The sequence below is a fragment of the Shewanella litorisediminis genome (assembly GCF_016834455.1).
Taxonomy (GTDB): domain Bacteria; phylum Pseudomonadota; class Gammaproteobacteria; order Enterobacterales; family Shewanellaceae; genus Shewanella; species Shewanella litorisediminis.
Genome location: NZ_CP069213.1, coordinates 4,038,897 through 4,057,301, shown reverse-complemented (window position 1 = coordinate 4,057,301; position 18,405 = coordinate 4,038,897). Strand labels below are relative to the sequence as shown.

The 18,405-nt window shown below is 54.2% G+C and carries 19 protein-coding genes; 3 read left to right on the top strand and 16 right to left on the bottom strand.

From position 1 onward, the window contains the following. Positions 1–189: 189 nt before the first annotated feature. Positions 190–768, top strand: coding sequence for a Fe-S biogenesis protein NfuA (nfuA, locus tag JQC75_RS18015; protein ID WP_203325385.1), 579 nt, complete (start codon positions 190–192; stop codon positions 766–768). 94 nt (positions 769–862) lie between these two features. Here nfuA and JQC75_RS18010 read toward each other — a convergent pair whose 3' ends face one another. Then, positions 863–2,185 (bottom strand): MATE family efflux transporter, encoded by a 1,323-nt coding sequence (locus JQC75_RS18010; protein WP_380796867.1) that lies wholly within the window; start codon positions 2,183–2,185, stop codon positions 863–865. Between the two features lie 25 nt (positions 2,186–2,210). Here JQC75_RS18010 and JQC75_RS18005 point away from each other — a divergent pair, with 25 nt between their 5' ends. After that, complete coding sequence (locus JQC75_RS18005) at positions 2,211–3,260, top strand: polysaccharide deacetylase family protein (protein ID WP_203325384.1); 1,050 nt, start codon at positions 2,211–2,213, stop codon at positions 3,258–3,260. Here the strand turns inward: JQC75_RS18005 and JQC75_RS18000 are convergent. The 12 genes from JQC75_RS18000 to JQC75_RS17945 form a co-directional block, all read right to left on the bottom strand. Further along, positions 3,257–4,276, bottom strand: a complete 1,020-nt coding sequence (locus tag JQC75_RS18000; RefSeq protein ID WP_203325383.1) for a protein-glutamate methylesterase/protein-glutamine glutaminase — start codon at positions 4,274–4,276, stop codon at positions 3,257–3,259. The two genes, JQC75_RS18005 and JQC75_RS18000, sit on opposite strands and share 4 nt — an antisense overlap. Positions 4,277–4,288: 12 nt before the next feature. Then, positions 4,289–5,095, bottom strand: a complete 807-nt coding sequence (locus tag JQC75_RS17995; RefSeq protein ID WP_203325382.1) for a CheR family methyltransferase — start codon at positions 5,093–5,095, stop codon at positions 4,289–4,291. Between the two features lie 102 nt (positions 5,096–5,197). After that, positions 5,198–7,780 carry a methyl-accepting chemotaxis protein gene (locus JQC75_RS17990; RefSeq protein ID WP_203325381.1) on the bottom strand — a complete coding sequence of 861 codons (2,583 nt, stop codon included), beginning with the start codon at positions 7,778–7,780 and terminating at the stop codon, positions 5,198–5,200. A gap of 28 nt (positions 7,781–7,808) precedes the next feature. Next, positions 7,809–8,348, bottom strand: a complete 540-nt coding sequence (locus JQC75_RS17985; protein WP_203325380.1) for a chemotaxis protein CheW — start codon at positions 8,346–8,348, stop codon at positions 7,809–7,811. A 14-nt stretch (positions 8,349–8,362) separates the two neighbouring features. Continuing rightward, positions 8,363–10,447: a chemotaxis protein CheA gene (locus tag JQC75_RS17980; protein ID WP_203325379.1), complete on the bottom strand. Its 2,085-nt coding sequence runs from the start codon at positions 10,445–10,447 to the stop codon at positions 8,363–8,365. A 19-nt stretch (positions 10,448–10,466) separates the two neighbouring features. Further along, positions 10,467–10,829, bottom strand: coding sequence for a response regulator (locus JQC75_RS17975; protein ID WP_011761600.1), 363 nt, complete (start codon positions 10,827–10,829; stop codon positions 10,467–10,469). Between the two features lie 14 nt (positions 10,830–10,843). After that, positions 10,844–11,125, bottom strand: a complete 282-nt coding sequence (locus JQC75_RS17970; protein WP_203325378.1) for an STAS domain-containing protein — start codon at positions 11,123–11,125, stop codon at positions 10,844–10,846. Positions 11,126–11,294: 169 nt separating this feature from the next. Next, positions 11,295–11,927 (bottom strand): SCO family protein, encoded by a 633-nt coding sequence (locus JQC75_RS17965; RefSeq protein ID WP_203325377.1) that lies wholly within the window; start codon positions 11,925–11,927, stop codon positions 11,295–11,297. Between the two features lie 9 nt (positions 11,928–11,936). Then, a complete protein-coding gene (gene cyoE, locus JQC75_RS17960; RefSeq protein ID WP_203325376.1) occupies positions 11,937–12,836 on the bottom strand; it encodes a heme o synthase in 900 nt (299 codons plus the stop codon). A 17-nt stretch (positions 12,837–12,853) separates the two neighbouring features. Beyond that, positions 12,854–13,837, bottom strand: coding sequence for a COX15/CtaA family protein (locus JQC75_RS17955; protein WP_203325375.1), 984 nt, complete (start codon positions 13,835–13,837; stop codon positions 12,854–12,856). After that, positions 13,837–14,379 carry a hypothetical protein gene (locus JQC75_RS17950; protein WP_203325374.1) on the bottom strand — a complete coding sequence of 181 codons (543 nt, stop codon included), beginning with the start codon at positions 14,377–14,379 and terminating at the stop codon, positions 13,837–13,839. Before JQC75_RS17950 ends, JQC75_RS17955 begins: the two co-directional genes overlap by 1 nt. A gap of 28 nt (positions 14,380–14,407) precedes the next feature. Beyond that, complete coding sequence (locus JQC75_RS17945) at positions 14,408–15,151, bottom strand: SURF1 family protein (protein ID WP_203325373.1); 744 nt, start codon at positions 15,149–15,151, stop codon at positions 14,408–14,410. Here JQC75_RS17945 and JQC75_RS17940 point away from each other — a divergent pair. After that, positions 15,150–15,365, top strand: a complete 216-nt coding sequence (locus tag JQC75_RS17940) for a DUF2909 family protein (RefSeq protein WP_203325372.1) — start codon at positions 15,150–15,152, stop codon at positions 15,363–15,365. The two genes, JQC75_RS17945 and JQC75_RS17940, sit on opposite strands and share 2 nt — an antisense overlap. A 2-nt stretch (positions 15,366–15,367) precedes the next feature. Here the strand turns inward: JQC75_RS17940 and JQC75_RS17935 are convergent, their stop codons facing one another. From JQC75_RS17935 to ctaD, 3 genes are read right to left on the bottom strand one after another with little or no spacing between them, the layout of a single operon-like run. Next, positions 15,368–16,243, bottom strand: a complete 876-nt coding sequence (locus tag JQC75_RS17935) for a cytochrome c oxidase subunit 3 (protein ID WP_203325371.1) — start codon at positions 16,241–16,243, stop codon at positions 15,368–15,370. Continuing rightward, positions 16,240–16,806, bottom strand: a complete 567-nt coding sequence (locus JQC75_RS17930) for a cytochrome c oxidase assembly protein (protein WP_203325370.1) — start codon at positions 16,804–16,806, stop codon at positions 16,240–16,242. The genes JQC75_RS17935 and JQC75_RS17930 overlap by 4 nt, the downstream gene beginning before the upstream one ends. 1 nt (position 16,807) lies before the next feature. Beyond that, positions 16,808–18,403, bottom strand: coding sequence for a cytochrome c oxidase subunit I (gene ctaD / locus JQC75_RS17925; protein ID WP_203325369.1), 1,596 nt, complete (start codon positions 18,401–18,403; stop codon positions 16,808–16,810). Positions 18,404–18,405 lie beyond the last annotated feature (2 nt).

Sequence of the window (18,405 nt, the reverse complement as noted above, 5' to 3'; positions counted from 1 at the left end):
GAACAAATTAGCAGTTTGTTGATTCATTGACCACCAAGGCTTACCTATCTTGGGATGCGTACAATGAGATCCACACGACAAAATTCCTGAGTGCCATTTGAGCCGGGGCTACAATCTGGTGTCTTTACGGAGTATCATAGCCGGTAATTCTTAGTAATTTACTCAGGTTTCCCTGATGGAGCGCTCTACATGATTACCATTTCCGAAGCGGCTCAGGCCCACTTTGTGAAGCTGCTGGCCGATCAACCAGAAGGTACCAACATCCGCGTATTTGTGATTAGTCCTGGTACTGCCCAGGCGGAATGCGGTGTGTCCTATTGTCCGCCAGATGCCGTGGAAGATGATGACATTGAACTGGAGTTCAACGGTTTCAATGCCATGGTTGATGAGAAAAGCGCTCCTTTCCTGGAAGATGCCAGCATAGACTTGGTGTCTGATCAGCTGGGCTCACAGCTCACGCTCAAGGCGCCCAATGCCAAAATGCGCAAGGTGTCGGCGGATGCGTCTCTGGTTGAGCGTATCGAATACGTTATTCAGGCGGAAATCAACCCACAGTTGGCCAGTCACGGCGGTAACATTCTGCTGGTGGAAGTCACCGATGATGGCGTGGCCGTTATCCAGTTTGGTGGTGGTTGTAATGGTTGCTCCATGGTGGATGTCACCCTGAAAGATGGTATCGAGAAGCAGCTGCTGGACATGTTCCCCGGTGAACTGACCGAAGTGCGCGACGCCACAGAGCACCAACACGGTTCTCACTCTTATCAGTGATGCCTGAATAAAAAACGCGGCCTGATGGCCGCGTTTTTTATTCTATATTCAATGAGTAAATCAGTGGCGCCACGTTGAGCCACCGGTAACTGGTTCAGGAAAGAAAGCCTTGGCGATGGCGCACAAAATGCCAACCCAGACTGAGGCTGCGGCACAGCATAAAGCCACTCATGGCGAGCCAGAGTGCATGGTTACCCCAATCGGCAAATCCCCACCAGAGTGGAAAAAATACCCCAAGGGTTGCAAGCAGCATACTGTTTCTCATCACCCTTCCCTGGGTGGCGCCAATATACACCCCATCAAACAGGTAGGAGCCAAAGGCCAGTAACGGCATGGCAATTAGCCAGGGAAGAAAGCTATTGGCGAGCTGCTGGACAGGCGCAATGTCGGTCATTACAGTCGTCAGCCACTCGCCCCACAGGGCAAATCCACCACTGAACAGGCAGGCAAAGATTGCTGACCAACCAAAGGCCAGAGCCACAGCCTTATCGAGAGCCACAGGGTCGCTTCGCCCAACGGCAGCGCCGGTTTCAGCCTCGGCATAGTAGGCGAGGCCATCGAGTGCGTAGGATGTGAGCATCAAAAAATTCAGCAGCACAGCGTTGGCGGCCACTGTGTTGTCACCCAGACCGGCGCCCTTGAAGGTCATAAAGGCAAAAGTAGCTTGCAGGCAGAGGCTGCGCACAAAGATATCCCGGTTCAGTCTGAGGAGCTGTGCCAGATTGGCCAGAATGTCACGCAGCATCGGGGATGGGCAGTCAAGCGCTCGCCAGGCTTTGGCGGTAAAAAATACGGCGATGGAAAAGGCGCACAGTTCGGCCATGACAGATGCAAGGGCGGCGCCTTTAACACCCCAGCCAAAGCCAAACACAAACAGGAAATCCAGCACGATATTGACCAGATTGGCCAGGATAAGCTGCCACATCGCTACCCTGGGTTGTTGTCTGCCAAGAAGCCAGCCCAGCATGACCAGATTGGCCAGCGCCAGTGGCAGAGACCAGATACGGATGGCAAAGTAATCCCGGCAATGCAGCAGTACTGCCGCACTGGCATCGGACCAGCCAAGCAGGATGTCGAGCATGACATCTTGCACCAGCAACACCAATACCCCGGCGCCGAGCGCCAGAGTAAGCCCTTGCAGCAGAATTCTTTTTTGGGCCTCACCATGGCCGCTGCCCCAAGCCTGGGCAGTCAGGCCCGTGGTGGCCATCCGCAGAAACCCCAGTAACCAGACTATCAAGGTGAACAGTGTTGACCCCAGAGCCACGGCACCCAAATAATAGGCCTCACTCAGGTGCCCCATGATGGCGGTATCGACCAGTCCGAGCAGCGGCACGGTAATATTGGACAGCATCATAGGCAGCGCCAACGCCCACAGGCGTTGATGGGCAGACCAGGTCGATGGGAATAAATTCACAATTTTAATCAGAGAGTTCCTCTACATGCATAAGGTGTTGTTGTTTATATGCGGTTTGTTTTCCAGCCTGGCTCAGGCGGCGGTGGTGCTCCAGTATCATCATGTTTCTGATACTTCCCCCCGGGTAACCAGTGTGACGCCCGCCGAGTTTCGCAGCCATATGGACTTTTTGGCGAAAAATGGCTTTGAGGTTGTGCCCCTGGTCGACTTGGTCGCTCAGGTCAAGCGCGGTGAAATGCCACCGCTGAGGGCTGTGGCTATCAGTTTTGATGATGGTTATCAGAACATTGCCGACAATGCTGTCCCTATCTTAAAGGAATACGGATTTCCCTACACATTGTTTGTCTCTATGGAGCCTATGGTGGAAGGCCACAAGGGGATGATGAGTGAGGCGACGCTTAAACAGTTGGCAGCAGAAGGCGCCGAGATTGCCAATCACAGTTACGACCACAGCCATCTGGTGCGCCGGTTGGAAGGCGAGGACGAAGCCGCCTGGCTCTTGCGTATCAAGACTCAACTCTTGCAAACCGAGGCTGCACTGACCCGTATCCGTGGCGAAGCAGCACAACCCATGCTGGCTTACCCCTTCGGCGAATATAACGCTGCGCTGCAGTCGTTGATTCAGGAACTTGGTATGGTGGCATTCGGCCAGCAATCCGGCGCGCTTGGGAAGTACAGCGTACTCACTGCCATGCCGAGATTTCCCGTTGGCGGGCGTTACGCGAGTTTGGAGACACTGAAAGAAAAGCTGTACAGCCTGCCCATGCCTGTGGCGGCCATATCACCGGAAGACCCTCTGTTATTGCAGGACTGGCAACCGCGTCTGAGAGTCACCCTGGCGGAAGTGGCCGATATCAATAAAGCCGGGATGCGATGTTTTTTACCGAATCAGGAAGCCGTTTCACCACGCTGGCTGGGGGAGTTCAGTTTTGACGTGCAGGCGAGCAAACCCTTGCCGCCGGGGCGTTCGCGCTATAACTGCACGGCCCCGTCTAAAACGCAAAAAGGATTCTATTGGTTTTCCCAGGCCTGGCTCAGGCCCAACAAAGATGGCAGCTGGCCAAAAGAGCCCTAATCTGACTTGAGCAAGTTGAGCAGCTTGGGTGCAATCTTATCCAGATGCAGCTGCTCACATACCGCGCCAAGTTCAACAGAACTCCCCGGCATACCCCATACGACACTGCTGTCTTCATCCTGGGCTATGGTGTAGGCGCCTTGCTCCCGCATGTGCAGCAGCCCCTGGGCGCCGTCTCGTCCCATGCCGGTGAGAATGACCCCCACTGCCGCCCTGCCGGCGACCTCGGCGACACTGTGAAACAGCACATCCACTGAGGGTTTATGGCGGTTCACAGGGTCAGTATCCAAAATGGCAGTGCGAAAATGGGCGCCCACCCGGCGAATGATCAGATGGGCGTGGCCCGGTGCTATATACACGGTGCCGACTTTCAATTGTTCATTGCCCATAGCCTCAACCACTTGCATTTGTGAGTTCAGGTCGAGACGCTTGGCAAAGGATGCACTGAACGCGGCGGGTATGTGTTGGGCGATAACCACCGGCGGGAAATTTGCCGGCAGCCTTGAGATAAGTCGTTGAATGGCCTCTGTGCCACCGGTAGAGGCGCCGATGGCAATCACGCGATTTTTCAGCTTACCTGGGCACTCAGACTCAGGTGGCGGGGCGGTCAGGGCCCTTACCCGGCTAACGGCAGCCTGACGGACTTTTTCCAGCAGTTCATCCTGATAGTCGAGCAGCTTGTTGGTCAGGTCGTGTTTGGGTTTACTGATAAAGTCCACGGCCCCTAGCGACAGGGCCTCCAGGGTCACGGCCGCGCCCTTTTCGGTGAGCGTTGAAATCATGATGACAGGCATGGGGCGCAGCTTCATCAGATTACGCAAAAACGCGATACCGTCCATGCGGGGCATTTCAATGTCCAGGGTCAGGACATCCGGGTTAAGCTCCTTTATCATGTCCCTGGCCTGATAGGGATCTTCTGCACAGCCCACCACATCGATGTCTTCGGCCTGAGCCAGCATATGGCTCAGTAACTGCCTGACCAAGGCAGAGTCATCGACGATAAGCACTCTTATCATGTTCTCTCCCTTTTACGTTTCAGTTCTGCCCGCCACTCTGGGTTTGTATATGGTCTGACCGATAAGATCAAAATCGTCGGAAATCAGGTGCAGGGTTTCCGAGTGGCCGATAAAGAGATACCCGTCATCGCTGAGCAACTGCCTGAATTTATGAATGATTTTCTTCTTTGTTGGATTGTCGAAATAAATGAGCACATTACGGCAAAAAATGGCATCGAAGGGGCCTTGCATAGGCCAGCTTTCCAGCAGGTTGAGTTGGCGGAAGAACACCAGATCCCGAACAGATTCCTTCACTCTGGCCATGCCTCCCTGGGCTGAAAAGTACTGTTCCGCCAGCGCCGGAGGCAAGTTTTCGAGGGTTTCAGGCGGATAGATACCAGCCTCGGCTTTGGTTAATACATTGGTATCGAGATCCGTGGCCAATATTTTAAGATCCCACTGAATTCGCGAGAAAAAGGGTTCCAACGTCATGGCTATTGAATAGGGTTCCTCTCCCGTTGAGCAGGCTGACGACCAGACCCGTAACCTGCGACTGCGCCTTTGCTGCCATTTTGGCACCAGATGATCCCGCAAATAGTGAAAGTGGTGTTTCTCACGAAAGAATGCCGTGAGGTTGGTGGTCAGGGCGTTGATAAAGTGGCTCATTTCATCCTGCTCCTGCTGCAGGTAACCACAATATTCAGAGAAAGAGCACATCCGCAGCGCTCGCAGCCGACGGCAAAGACGGGAGTACACCATATGGCGTTTCCGCTCGGGTAATACAATGCCGGTTTGGTTGTAGGCCAGTTCCCGGATGAACTCAAAGTCCTTTTGAGTCATCGGAAACTCCCGTTCGGATGTGAATTCCAAAGCGCCTCCTTGGGCTGCCAGAAGCATCGCTGACAAGAAGGGGCTCTGACGAGCCCCTGTAGGGAAATCAGGTCAGAACTCGTGCCATTCTTCTTTACTGGCCTTAAACTTGGTCTGTCGCTTTTCGCCGCCAGACACCAGTGCCAGTGGCGCGGCTGACGATGCCTGCACATCGGTTCTGAAGAACCCGAGTTGGCGTCGCATATTGCGGGCCTGCTCGGCCATGGCATCCCCGGCGGCAGAGACTTCTTCCACCAGCGCCGCGTTTTGCTGGGTCATCTCATCCATTTGAGACACAGCTTTATTCACTTCCTGAATGCCCGATGCCTGCTGTTCCGCTGCAACACTGATTTCATTAATCATTTCAGCCACTTTGGATACCGCATGTACGATTTCCTGCAGGGTATTACCGGACTGGTTCACCAAAGAGGTGCCATCATTCACCTTGTTCACACTGTCGCGGATAAGCTCTTTAATCTCTTTGGCTGCCCCCGCTGAGCGCTGGGCAAGATTACGGACTTCACCCGCTACCACGGCAAAGCCGCGGCCCTGTTCACCGGCGCGGGCGGCTTCTACCGCTGCGTTCAGCGCCAACAGGTTGGTTTGGAAGGCGATTTCGTCGATAACGCCTATGATGTCAGCGATTCGCTTACTGGATTCGTTGATGGCCTCCATGGCGGTTACCGCCTGCTTGACCACTTTGCCGCCATGGTCGGCCTTGGTGGAGGCTTCTTTGGCGAGAGTGTTGGCGAGAGTCGCGTTTTCCGCGCTTTGTTTTACCGTCGCCGTCATCTGTTCCATGCTGGAGGCCGTTTCTTCCAGTGAGGCCGCTTGCTCTTCGGTGCGCTGGCTCAAATCGGCGTTACCCTGGGCAATTTCTTCGGCGCCCGAGGTCACGGTATTGGCCGATTCGCTGATGCCACCCAGGACTTCGGTCAGGCGGCTGACGGTGGCATTGGCGTCGGCTTTGAGCTTGCCGAACTGGCCCTGATATTCGCCGTTGATCTTGCGGGTTAAGTCACCCTTAGCCAAGCCGTCAAACATATCAACAACATCGGAAATAACGTTATCGGCAATGCCGACAAGGCTGTTCAGGCCGTTGGAGAGATTGAGGAAGAAACCTTCTTTATCATGGGTGGCAATACGCTGCGATAAATCCCCTGCGTTGGCCGCCGCAATGATGCCGTCAATCTCGTGTTCGATGGCTGTTTCGGCGGTACGGTCTGCCCATTCAACCACTGTCCCTATGCGGGTACCGTCGGTGTCATTAATGGGGTTGGCGATAATCCTGAAGGTGCGGCCGCCCACCTTGAGCTGACTGGTATAAGTGCTGGTGAGGTTGGCAAGCAGATTACGTTGGTGGGCCGGATTTTTATGGAACACATCTATGTTGGCGCCCATCAGCTTATTGCTGTTGAAATTGGGCAGATCCCTGACGATGTCGGCCTGGGCAATGCTGAACATTTTTTTAACAGCATCATTGAGATAGATGATGTTGCAGTCAGCATCCGCCACCATGGTGTTGGAGGATACACTGTCCAGTGCCTGACGGATGCGTGCGTTTTCGGCGGCAAGCGCACGCTCTTTTTCTTCCTTGGCCAGTTGCGCGGTAATGTCACGCCACTCGACTACTGTGGCGGTACGTTTGCCGTTGTCGAATACGGGGGTGGCAATCAGGTCAAATGTCAGCCCAGCCACCTTGATACGGGCTTGATAAGAGCTGGTAAGCTTGGCCAGCAGCTGGCGTTGATGCTCGGGATGCTTGTGGAAGATATCTATGTTGGTGCCCATCAGGGTCGACACATCGAAACGGCTGATGGATTCGCGCAGTTTTTCCTCGTTACCGGTCAACATGGCTTTGAGGGAATGATTGAAGTAAATGATGTTGTTATTTTCATCGGCCATCATCACGTTGGCCTGACACACATCCAATGCCTGCTTGATGCGGTTGGTTTCACGGATGAGTTTTTCTTCGGCTTGTTGACGTGCCAGTGACTCGGTTAAATCCTGCCATTCCACCACGGTGGCGATTCGTTGATGCTGTTCATCGAACACTGGTGATGCTATCAGGCTGAAGGTGCGGGTACCGACTTTGATTTTGGCAGAGTAGGTGGACTTTAATCCGGCAATCAGACGACGTTGATGGGAAGGCTCGCGGTGGAAGCTATCCATATTGGCGCCCAGCAGACGGCTCACATCAAAGTTGGGTAATTCCTTGCGGATATCTGCCTCGGCATCGCTGAGGGTGCTTCTGAGGGAGTCGTTAAAGTAGAGGATTTCACCTTCGGGATCGGCCAGCATCACATTGGCCTGACACATATCCAGCGCCTTGAGGGTAGCCCGTCCTTTTTGCTGCTCGTCCCAGAAGGTGGCAAATTCTTCAGAAAAATCCTGCCATCCCGGAATATCGTAACTCCCAAGCTTTGGCCTGGTATTGCTTCGCAATGCCGTACGTATTTCCGCCAGTGCCTCTGCAACCCGAGGGCCGCCCTGGCTTAAACCAATCCCCAGTACTACCAGCGCCAATACTAGAGCTGCACTGACCATGTTGCCGGATTGCCCCATCAGGCTGAGTACCAAAGAAACGGCAACTATCACCATGCCGCCCAAGGTAAATGGGGCTGGCCCCATCAGCTTTTTATTGCCTGCGTCCATGTTGATTCCTCTTGCTTTAGTGTCCATTTCAGGCAGTCATTACCTGAGATTGTTGTTCGAGATTGCCGATGATCCTGTTCAGAGTCTCGGGATCCGGCAAGATGGCAGAGCCAAGCAACCGGTTGATCTCAAGCAGAATGACCATCTTGTCCTGTACATTTGCCAGCCCCTTGATGAATCGCAGATCTGTTCCGTGACCAAAGTCCGGCGCCCTGCGGATTTCTTCTTCTTCGATGCTGAAAACGTCTGATACGGCATCTACCACTATGCCAATCACCTTTTGTGTTTCATCCATGGTCACCTTGACCACGATCACCACTGTAGTTGCGCCATATTCAAGGGTCTTGATACCAAATTTTTGGCGCAAATCTATGATGGGGACTATGGTGCCACGCAGGTTAATAACGCCCTTCACATAGTCGGGGGCATTGGGCAGCACTGTGGTGGGCTCCCAGCCTCGAATTTCCTGTACCGAGAGGATATCCACCCCGTATTCTTCGTTGGCCATAATGAAGCTCAGATACTGTTGATTACCCTGCTTGACCTGTTCGATGGAAATGTCAGCCATATCGAATCTTCCTTTTACGCGGCGTGTTCATTGCTGCTGCCAATGCCGGCCAATTTGACCAGTCCGGCGACGTCTATGATGAGGGCGACTGTGCCGTCGCCCAGTATGGTGGCGCCGGAAATCCCCGGAATACGGGTGTAGTTTTCCTCCAGGCTCTTAATCACCACCTGTTGCTGCGCCAGCAGTTCGTCCACCAGCAAGCCGGTTTTTTCATTGTTGTGATCCACCACCATCACCAGGCCGTCTTTGATTTCGCGGGCGTCGGCATCGTGGTTGAATTCGCGGTACATCTTGATCACCGGCAAGTATTCATCCCGCAGACGAATAAGCTCATGCCCATCGGACAGCCGATTAATGCGGTTGGTGGGCACCTGCAGCGATTCGTAAATAGACACGAGGGGCACCACGTAAATGTGTTTGCCAATTCGGACGAGCTGGCCGTCGAGGATGGCCAGTGTCAGAGGGAGCCGAATAGTAAAGCGGCTGCCTTTGCCTGCGTCGGACTTAAGTTCGATGGATCCGTTAAGTTCATGAATATTCCGTTTGACCACATCCATGCCCACACCGCGGCCAGAGAGATCCGATACGGCATCGGCGGTGGAAAATCCGGGTTTGAATATCAGCTGATGTATGGCGTCTTCCGACAGTTCCTCGTCGGGACCAACCAGACCTTTCTGGCGGGCTTTTTGGAGGATCTTGCCAGTGTTCAGCCCGGCGCCATCATCCGCTATTTCTATGATGATGCAGCCGCCCTGATGGTAGGCATTGAGCATGATGGTGCCGGTTTCAGGCTTGCCCTGTGCCAGCCTGACTTCCGGAGATTCCAGTCCATGGTCGAGTGAATTGCGCACCAGATGGACCATGGGGTCGACAATCTTTTCCAGCACGGTTTTATCCAGCTCTGTGTCTTCACCCTTGAGGATGAGCTCTACTTTCTTACCGAGCTGTTGGCCTATGTCTCTGACCAAACGGGGGAAGCGGTTAAACGCAAAGCTGATGGGCAGCATGCGAATTTGCATCACGCTTTCCTGCAAATCCCGGGTATGGGAGGCCAGCTGCTCAAGCCCCTGTTGCAGCAGTAACAGTGACTCCTGATTGATTTCATCCTGCTGGCCGATTTGTCCCAGCATGGCCTGGGTGATAACCAGTTCACCCACCATATTGATAAGCATATCGATTTTTTCGGTGCTGACCCGGATGGAGCTGCTCTCGCCACTCTTGGCGGCAGCGCTTTGCTTTTGGCTGGCTACCGCTTTGTCAGAGGGGCTTGCCGGCACCTCAGGCACCAGGGCGATAACCTCGGGCGCTGAGACCGCCATGTCTACCTCGGGTTGAGGGGGTTGAGCCTGCTCTGGGATGGCCAACTCGGCAGCAGGCGCTGCTTCAGCTTGGTTGTAACTGATTTCACATTCATCTTCGACCCACTCGAAAACTTCTTTGAGTTTTGCCAGTGGTTCGTCTGTTATCAAGGCTAAGCGCCAGTGCAGGTAGCAGGCTTCGGGATCAAAATCGTCCCATACGGGGAAGGAAACCGGCAGGAGCTCGGCTGTCAGAGGGCCTTTGGACGCCAGTTCCGCAAACATCAGCATGGGATCGTTGCCGCAGCGCATGATGTCGGCACCCGCCTTGAAATCAATTTGCCAGCACGATGCTGTTGACTGGGTTGCCGTTGATGCAGAAGGGGTTGATGCGGATTGCGCTTGGGTCGGCTGATTGGCCAGGGTGTGATTCAGCCGCAGCTCCAACTCGGGTAATTTGGGGTCGTTGAATTCGGCTTGGCTCATCAGGGCTTCGAACATGCCCCTGAGCAGGTCAACCGACAACAGCAGTATGTCAACGTGCTCTGGTTGCATCTGCCTGCGGCCATCGCGGATCTCATCCAGGAGGGTTTCCAGCAAATGGGTGTAGTTGGCTACCTGGGTAAATCCAAAGGTAGCGCTGCCCCCCTTGATGGAGTGTGCTGCCCTGAAGATGGTATTAATGGTTTCCGGGTCCGGCGTGGCCACGTCCAGCTTCAGCAGCTCTGACTCCATAATCGCCAGTCCCTCGATACTTTCTTCGAAGAACACCTGGCTGAATTGGCTAAGATCTATGTCCATTCCGTAGTCTCTCTGCGGTTTATCCCAACACTTTGCGCACCGTAGCCAGCAATTGTTCCGGATTGAAAGGTTTTACTATCCAGCCTGTAGCGCCTGCGGCCCGTCCCTCCTGCTTTTTATCGCCACCGGATTCGGTGGTCAGCATCAGCAGTGGAGTAAACTTGTATGCCGGCAGAGTACGCAGGTTACGGATAAGGGTTATGCCGTCCATTACGGGCATGTTCACATCCGAGATGACCAGGTCGTACTGGCCGGCCTGCGCTGCTTTCAGGGCTTCATCGCCATTGCAGGCCTCGGTGACATCAAATCCGGCGGTTTTCAGGGTGAAACCCACCATTTGTCTCATAGAGGCCGAATCATCAACGGCAAGAATCTTCTTCATAGGTTGTTGTCCTTTTACGCTTGATCGGTTATTCCCGGAAGCTGCATACCCATCTGCTTGAACTGAGCGACTAGTTCTGTAGTTATTCCTTTCCAGTTCAGTGGGATACTGCAGTTTGTACAATGGGACTGCAGGCACAGCAGCAGTTGCAGACCAGCGGTGTCAGCCTTGATTAGCCGGGAGGCGTTCAGGGTCACAGGTCTGCCCTGATGGAGCAGTTCTGCTAACTGACTGTAGATAGGCTGGATATTGCGGATGGTCAGCTCGCTTCCGAGCTCTACCGTGTTTTCTGGCATAGAGGCATCCCTTGAGTGCTGGACCTGAGTTCCTTTACACACAAAAGATAGACGCCATTTTGGACTGTCGCCTCATTTACAAGGATTTTTTTCGTTTGGTTTGGTGTTTGATGCGGAAGGGGCAAATTCAAGGGGCAAGGCTTGATTTGCCCCTGGGTTCATCGGGCCGTCAGTACTGATGACGGATAAGGTGCATATCAGAAATCAGAGCCTGATTGCGGATTTGCGGAATGGATTGGCCATCGCTCTTGGGCTTGAAAACAGCGTATCTTTCGCCTTTGGGGGAAATCACCACGATGGAAGCGCTGTGGTCAACCTGATAGTCGGGGCCGTCTCCCACCATGGTGTACACCATGCCCAGGGCCCGGGTGAGCGAATACAATTCGCTATGCTCGCCGGTGACCGCGAGAAAGTCCGGATGAAAAAAGTCGGCATATTGGGCAAGCCTTGTCGGCGTGTCCCGCGCCGGATCGACGGAAAGGAATATAACCTGCACCGAATTTTCCTGATTCAGCTCTGGGTAAGCCGCCGCCAGCTTGGACATGGTCGTTGGGCAGATGTCAGGGCAAGAGGTGTAGCCCAGAAAAATCAGACTCCACTTGCCCATGAGTCGCTCATTGTCAAAGGCTTGCCCTTGCTGGTCAGTCAGCTTAAATGGAGGCAAGGCTTTGGGTGCAGGAAACACATAACCCGTGTCCAGTGCTGATGAGTGATTATCACCGGTGTCGCCCAAGTATGTCAGCAATACCAGGCCACCCATCCCCACAAGGAGTAATACGGCCACCATCCAGGATTTTTTCATGGGCTCCCCTTAAATGTAATGGTCAACCAGCAGCAGGATAAACAGCAGCATCAGGTGATAAATAGAAAAGCGGAATACGTCCATCGCCATGCCTGGGGTCTCATGATACTTAAGCTGCCACGCCTTGTAGATAAAACCGATACTCAGGAAGGTTGAGCCCAGCAAATACAAGGCTCCGCTCATACCAACCAACACGGGTAACAGGCAGGCCAGGGCCAGCAAGACGGTGTAAAGGAAGATACAGGTTTTGGTAAATTCCACCCCGTGGGTCACGGGTAACATGGGAATATCGACCTTGGCGTAATCTGCTTTACGATGTATCGCCAATGCCCAAAAGTGGGGGGGGGTCCAGGCAAAGATGATAATCACCAGCAGTAAGCCATGGCCATGGAAATCGTTGGTCACCGCGGTCCAGCCCAGCAGGGGGGGCATGGCGCCGGCGAGGCCACCAATCACAATGTTTTGCGGCGTGGCACGTTTGAGGTAAGCGGTATACACCACGGCATAGCCAAGCAGGCTCGCCAGCGTCAGCCAGGCCGTAAGCGGATTGACCAGCCAGTAAAGGCAGGCAAAACCCATCACCGCTAACAGCGCGGCAAAGGTGGCTGCATGACTCACAGGAACCTTGCCCTTGGGCAGCGGGCGATTATAGGTGCGCGCCATCAGGCCATCGATACGTCGGTCAATGAGGTGATTCATGGCGGCTGCGGCTCCCGCCATCATGGCGATACCCAGCATTCCGGCTATCAGCGGCTGCAACGGCACAGGCCCCGGCAATGCCAGGCACATGCCCACCAGTACAGTAAGCAGCATCAAGGCAACCACCTTGGGTTTGGTCATTTCCAAATAGGCTCGCCATGGTAACCGGGACTGGCCTGAAACTGTTGTAATCGAGAGAGATTTGGCCATAACAACTCCTTGTTTGTTCAGGCTTTGCGCCAAAGTGCGTAATTGATAAAGACCAGTGTCACCAGTAAAAAGGCGGCTCCGAGGTTGTGGGCAACGGCAATGGCCAATGGAAGATGCAGCACCACGTTGGAAATGCCCAGACCAATTTGCAGCACCAAAAACAGTGCCAGTACCCAACCGGCATTGCGAAGCACCTTACTGTGGGCCCGGCGTATCATGCGAAACGCCAACAGCCCCAGCAGGCAGGCGGTAATGATGGCGCCGAATCTGTGAGCAACGTGGATGGTCATGCGGGCGTGATAGTCCAGCACGCCAAACTCAAAACTTGGATGAGTGCCCTGAAAGGGGGAGAAGGCGTCGGCAATCTTGAGGTTGGTCGTCCAATCGCCCTCGCAAAACGGGAGCTCAGTACAGGCGAGGGCGGCGTAGTTGGATGAGGTCCAGCCACCCAGGAGAATTTGCGCTACCAGCACCCCGACACAGGCCAGGGCCAGCCGCTGATACTGACGCATGCCCGGGTCACCGCTGGGTATACGAAAACCAGTGGTGCGCAAATACAGCAAGGTCAGCAGCGACAGCAGGGTAAAACCACCAAGCAAATGAGACATCACCACCACGGGCATCAGCTTCATGGTGACAGTCCAGGCGCCAAGAGCCCCCTGAAACAAAATCAGCACCAGGATAAATAACGGCAGTTTGCGCGGCGCTTCCTTTAACCTGTAGCATGCTACCAACACCAAAATCACCAGTAAGCCCAGGCTGCTGGCAATGTATCTGTGGATCATTTCCGGCCAGGCTTTTGCCGGATCAATCGTATGGTCTGGAAACAGGGATTCGGCTTTGGCCAGTTCGTGTGCCGCAGAGGGGACCTTAAATTGGCCATAACAGCCGGGCCAATCGGGACAACCTAGGCCGGCATCCGACAGACGGGTGTAAGCACCGAGTAAAATCACCATCAGGGTGCAGGCGAGGGTGACTTTGAGCAGGTTTCTCAGTGTCATCAGCCAACCCTCGATAATTTAAGCAGTTTACGCAGGTCCGCCAGCATGGCTTTGCCTTGGGAGATATTGGCTTCTTGTCCGCTGACGGCGGGATAGCGCATAACCAGGGTTCCCAAGGGGTCGACCAGGATAAATTCCTGTGATGCCAGCAAGGGATCGAGTGCTGTTGGCAATGAGGCCGTGGGTAACGCTGAGTCGTCCAGTGACTTGATATCACTGGTTGCTGACACCAGAACCAGGGGCGTGACCCGAATTCGCTCCGCGCCCAGTGCCGTATGGCTTTGATGCATGACATAGAGCCTGTCTTTGCAAATCTGGTCGCAGGTTTGAGGCATCAGATAGAGAATTTGCCAGCGCTGGGGAGCCGGGTTGGTGGCGCCCAGGCTTTGGTAACTGGTTTCCTCGGTGAAGAGTTGCCCCTGATTGGTGGCCCCTTCGTTATACCAGTGTTGACTGAGCACCAGCTTTGCCAGCACCACAGGCAGCACAAACGCCAGTAGCAATAGCAGCAGGGGACGCGCACTGAATTTTTGGGAGTTCATATCTCTCTCCTCTTACATTTATGAATGATTAATCCCTTAACTCGCTCTGTTTCTTCCTTGATTTCACAACATAAAAAATTACCAGCAGGGCCAGCGCCGCTGCGAGGGAAAACCACTGTGCCGCATAGCCCAGATGTTTTTCCGGTGGCATATTAACCGGCGTCCAGCGCCTGGGCAGAGACGTGCCAGGCAGGCTGTCTGGCTGCAGCACCAGTTGAACAATGTCGACCTGCAACTGCGTCGCCAGCGAAGGTATGTTGAGCGCCTGAATTCGCATTGGGTTACCCGCTTCGGCTGCCAGCGTGTTACTCAGTGGATTCAACTTCTGCCGGTAAAGCCGCCCCTTTAAGGTGAGGTGGCCGTCGATATCGTCAATCCGGGGCTTAGTGGCTCTGTCGTGTCTCGCTGGCACAAATCCCAGTTCCACCAATATCAAACTTTGATAGCCATCCACCTTCAGCAGGCGAAACGCCTTGTATCCCACCTGTCCATCCAGTACCTGATTATCCAGCAGCACAGTTATTCCGGGGATAAACTCCCCAGTCACTTCGAGACGATAACCCTCAAGATCGTCAGCTTGCCTGGCCAGCAAACTGTCCATCGACAAGGGCGAAGCCTGATGGTGCTCTTCGAGCGAGGCCAGCAGCTCCCGTTTTTCCTCAGCCCGTTCGAGTTGCCAAAATCCCAACTTGACGAGCGCGGCAAACAACACCAGAGTGAATAACATCAGCAACTTGCCGGCATACCCCGGCTTGGTATCCGGAGAATCCATGACCGCCTTTGTTTTTAAATCTGTGCTGGTATTGCTGCTGCTTTTTATCATCTTTAATCTCGGCCGAGCCTTGTACATCATGGTCAAGGGGGATGGCAGTGTCCCCATGAGCCGCTATTTGGGCCGCCGTGTTGCCCTGTCCGCCCTGGTCATACTGTTACTGCTGCTGGCATTGGCGATGGGGTGGGTCACACCTCACCCCAGGCCTTACTGAACTCAAAGTACGTAAACAAACACAAACAGGCAGAGCCAAACCACATCCACAAAGTGCCAGTACCAACTGCCGGCCTGAAATGCAAACTGGTTGTCGGCGCTGAAATGGCCCTTGAGCACCCGGAAAAACAACACCAGCAGGAAGATGGTGCCGAGGGTAACGTGCAGGCCGTGGAATCCTGTGAGCAAAAAGAAGGTATTGCCATAAACACCGGACGCCAGGGTAAGCCCCATTTCGGTGTAGGCATGGATATATTCTTCAACCTGAAGCGACAGGAAGCCCAATCCCAATAAGATGGTGAACCCAAGCCAGAGCGTCAGCGCAGTGCGTTTGCCCTTTTCAAGCCCCATGTGGGCAAAGTGCAGGGTAAAGGAAGAGGTGAGCAGCAGGATGGTGTTGATAAGCGGCAGACCTGTCCAGCCCATGGCCTGGGTTTTGGTGCCGTCGGGGGTGGTTTCCAGCGGCCACACGGCCTCAAAGGCTGGCCACAGGACTTCGTGGGTCATGGCGTTGTTGGATGCACCGCCAAGCCAGGGCACGGCTATGGTGCGGGCGTAAAGAAGTGCTCCGAAAAAGGCGGCAAAGAACATGACCTCAGAGAAGATGAACCAGCTCATCCCCTGACGGAAGGACCTGTCCATCTGGTCTGAATAGAGTCCTGACATGGACTCATCAATCACGTTTTTGAACCAGCCAACCATCATGAACAGAATCACGGCAATACCAGCGAGCAGAATGTATCCGGCGCCGCTGCCACCCGATTTGAGCTGATGTACAAAATTACCCGCGCCATAGGCAATCAAAAACAGGCCAATTGCGCCGATAATGGGCCAGCCACTCTGGCTGGGAACATAGTAGTTTTGATGTTTGCTTGTCATTTCATGGCTCCCGCCTGCAGGGCACCGGCCAGATCCTTGTCTGTGATGTCATACAGGGTGTAAGAGAGGGTCAGGGTATGGATAGACTCAGGCAATTCCGGATCCACAAAGAAAATCAGTGGCAAATTGGCACTGTCCTTTCCAGCCAACACCTGTTGGTTAAAGCAAAAACACTCAGTCTTGTTGAAATAAGCGGCGCCCTGCCCGGGGGATACCGAGGGAATGGCCTGGCCAACCAGTGCATTTTCGGACAGGTTGTGTGCCAGAAAGTCGGTTCGTACCAACTGCCCCGGATGTACTTCCATACGCTTTACCGCGGGGCCAAATTCCCATGGCATCCCCGGCTGCACCTGTGCCATAAACTCCACGGTCACAGTTCTGGCTTCGTCCACCTGTACCTGGCTGTATTGAGCGGCTTCGGAACGGGTTTTGCCGTTAATCCCCAGTTGTTCGCACAGTACGTCGTAAAGTGGGACAAGGGCAAAACCAAAACCGAACATGCCAACACAGCCAAGGCAGAGTCCGACAATGAGCTTACGATGGGAGACTCCGGGCGCCGTCATCTTATTTCACCTCGGGTGGGGTGCTGAATGAGTGGTAGGGGGCTGGACTTGGCAGCGTCCACTCCAAACCTTCTGAGCCTTCCCAGGGCTTGGCAGGTGCAGGCTCGCCCCCGCGGATACACTTGATAACCACCGCCAGGAAGATGAGCTGCGACAGACCAAAGGCAAAGCCGCCGATGGAGACTATCTGGTTAACGTCGGCAAATTGAATGGCATAGTCCGGAATTCGCCGTGGCATACCGGCCAGCCCAAGAAAGTGCATGGGGAAAAACAGCACGTTTACCGAAATCACCGAACACCAGAAGTGCAGCTTGCCGAGTTTCTCGTCATACATGTGCCCGGTCCACTTGGGTAACCAGTAATAGGCTGCCGCCATAATCGAGAAAATGGCACCGGATACCAGCACATAGTGGAAGTGCGCCACCACAAAGTAGGTGTCGTGGTATTGGAAGTCCACCGGCGTGATGGCGAGCATCAGTCCCGAGAAACCGCCAATGGTAAAGAGGATGATAAAGGCAATGGCAAACAGCATTGGGGTTTCAAAGGTCATGGAACCCCGCCACATGGTCGCGACCCAGTTGAACACCTTTACCCCTGTGGGCACGGCAATCAACATGGTGCAATACATGAAGAAGAGTTCGGCAAAGACCGGCATCCCCGTGGTGAACATATGGTGTGCCCACACCAGAAACGACAGGATGGCGATGCTGGCAGTGGCGTAGACCATGGAGGCATAACCGAAGAGCTTTTTACGGCTGAATGCCGGTACTATCGCCGAGATGATCCCAAATGAAGGCAGGATCATGATGTACACCTCGGGGTGACCGAAGAACCAGAAAATATGCTGGAACATCACGGGGTCACCGCCACCGGCCGCATCAAAGAAACTGGTTCCGAAGTACTTGTCGGTGAGGACCATGGTGACGACCCCTGCCAGTACAGGCATCACGGCAATCAGCAGGAATGCGGTGATGAGCCAGGTCCAGACAAACAGCGGCAGCTTCATCCAGGTCATGCCGGGTGCACGCAGGTTGACTATGGTCACTATCACGTTGATGGCGCCCATGATGGAGCTTATCCCCATGATGTGAACCGAAAACACAAACAGCGCTGTACTGTCGGGGCTATAGGTGGTGGACAGTGGGGCGTAAAAAGTCCAGCCGAAGTTGGGTGCGCCGCCTTCCATAAACAGCGAGCTGAGCAAGATGAGGAAGGCAAAGGGCAGGATCCAGAAACTCCAGTTGTTCATTCTGGGTAATGCCATATCTGGCGCCCCAATCATCATGGGAATCAGCCAGTTAGCCAATCCGGTAAAGGCCGGCATTACGGCGCCGAACACCATGATAAGGCCGTGTACCGTGGTCATCTGGTTAAAGAAGTTTGGCTCGACCAGCTGTAAACCCGGCTGGAACAATTCGGCACGGATTACCATGGCCATGGCGCCGCCGGTCAGGAACATAATGAAACTGAACCAGAGGTAGAGGGTGCCTATGTCCTTGTGATTGGTTGTTAATATCCAACGCATTATGCCCTTGGCCGGGCCATGATGGTGTTCGTCATGGATGCCCTGATGGGTATCGTGGGTCGTGGTTGTCATTA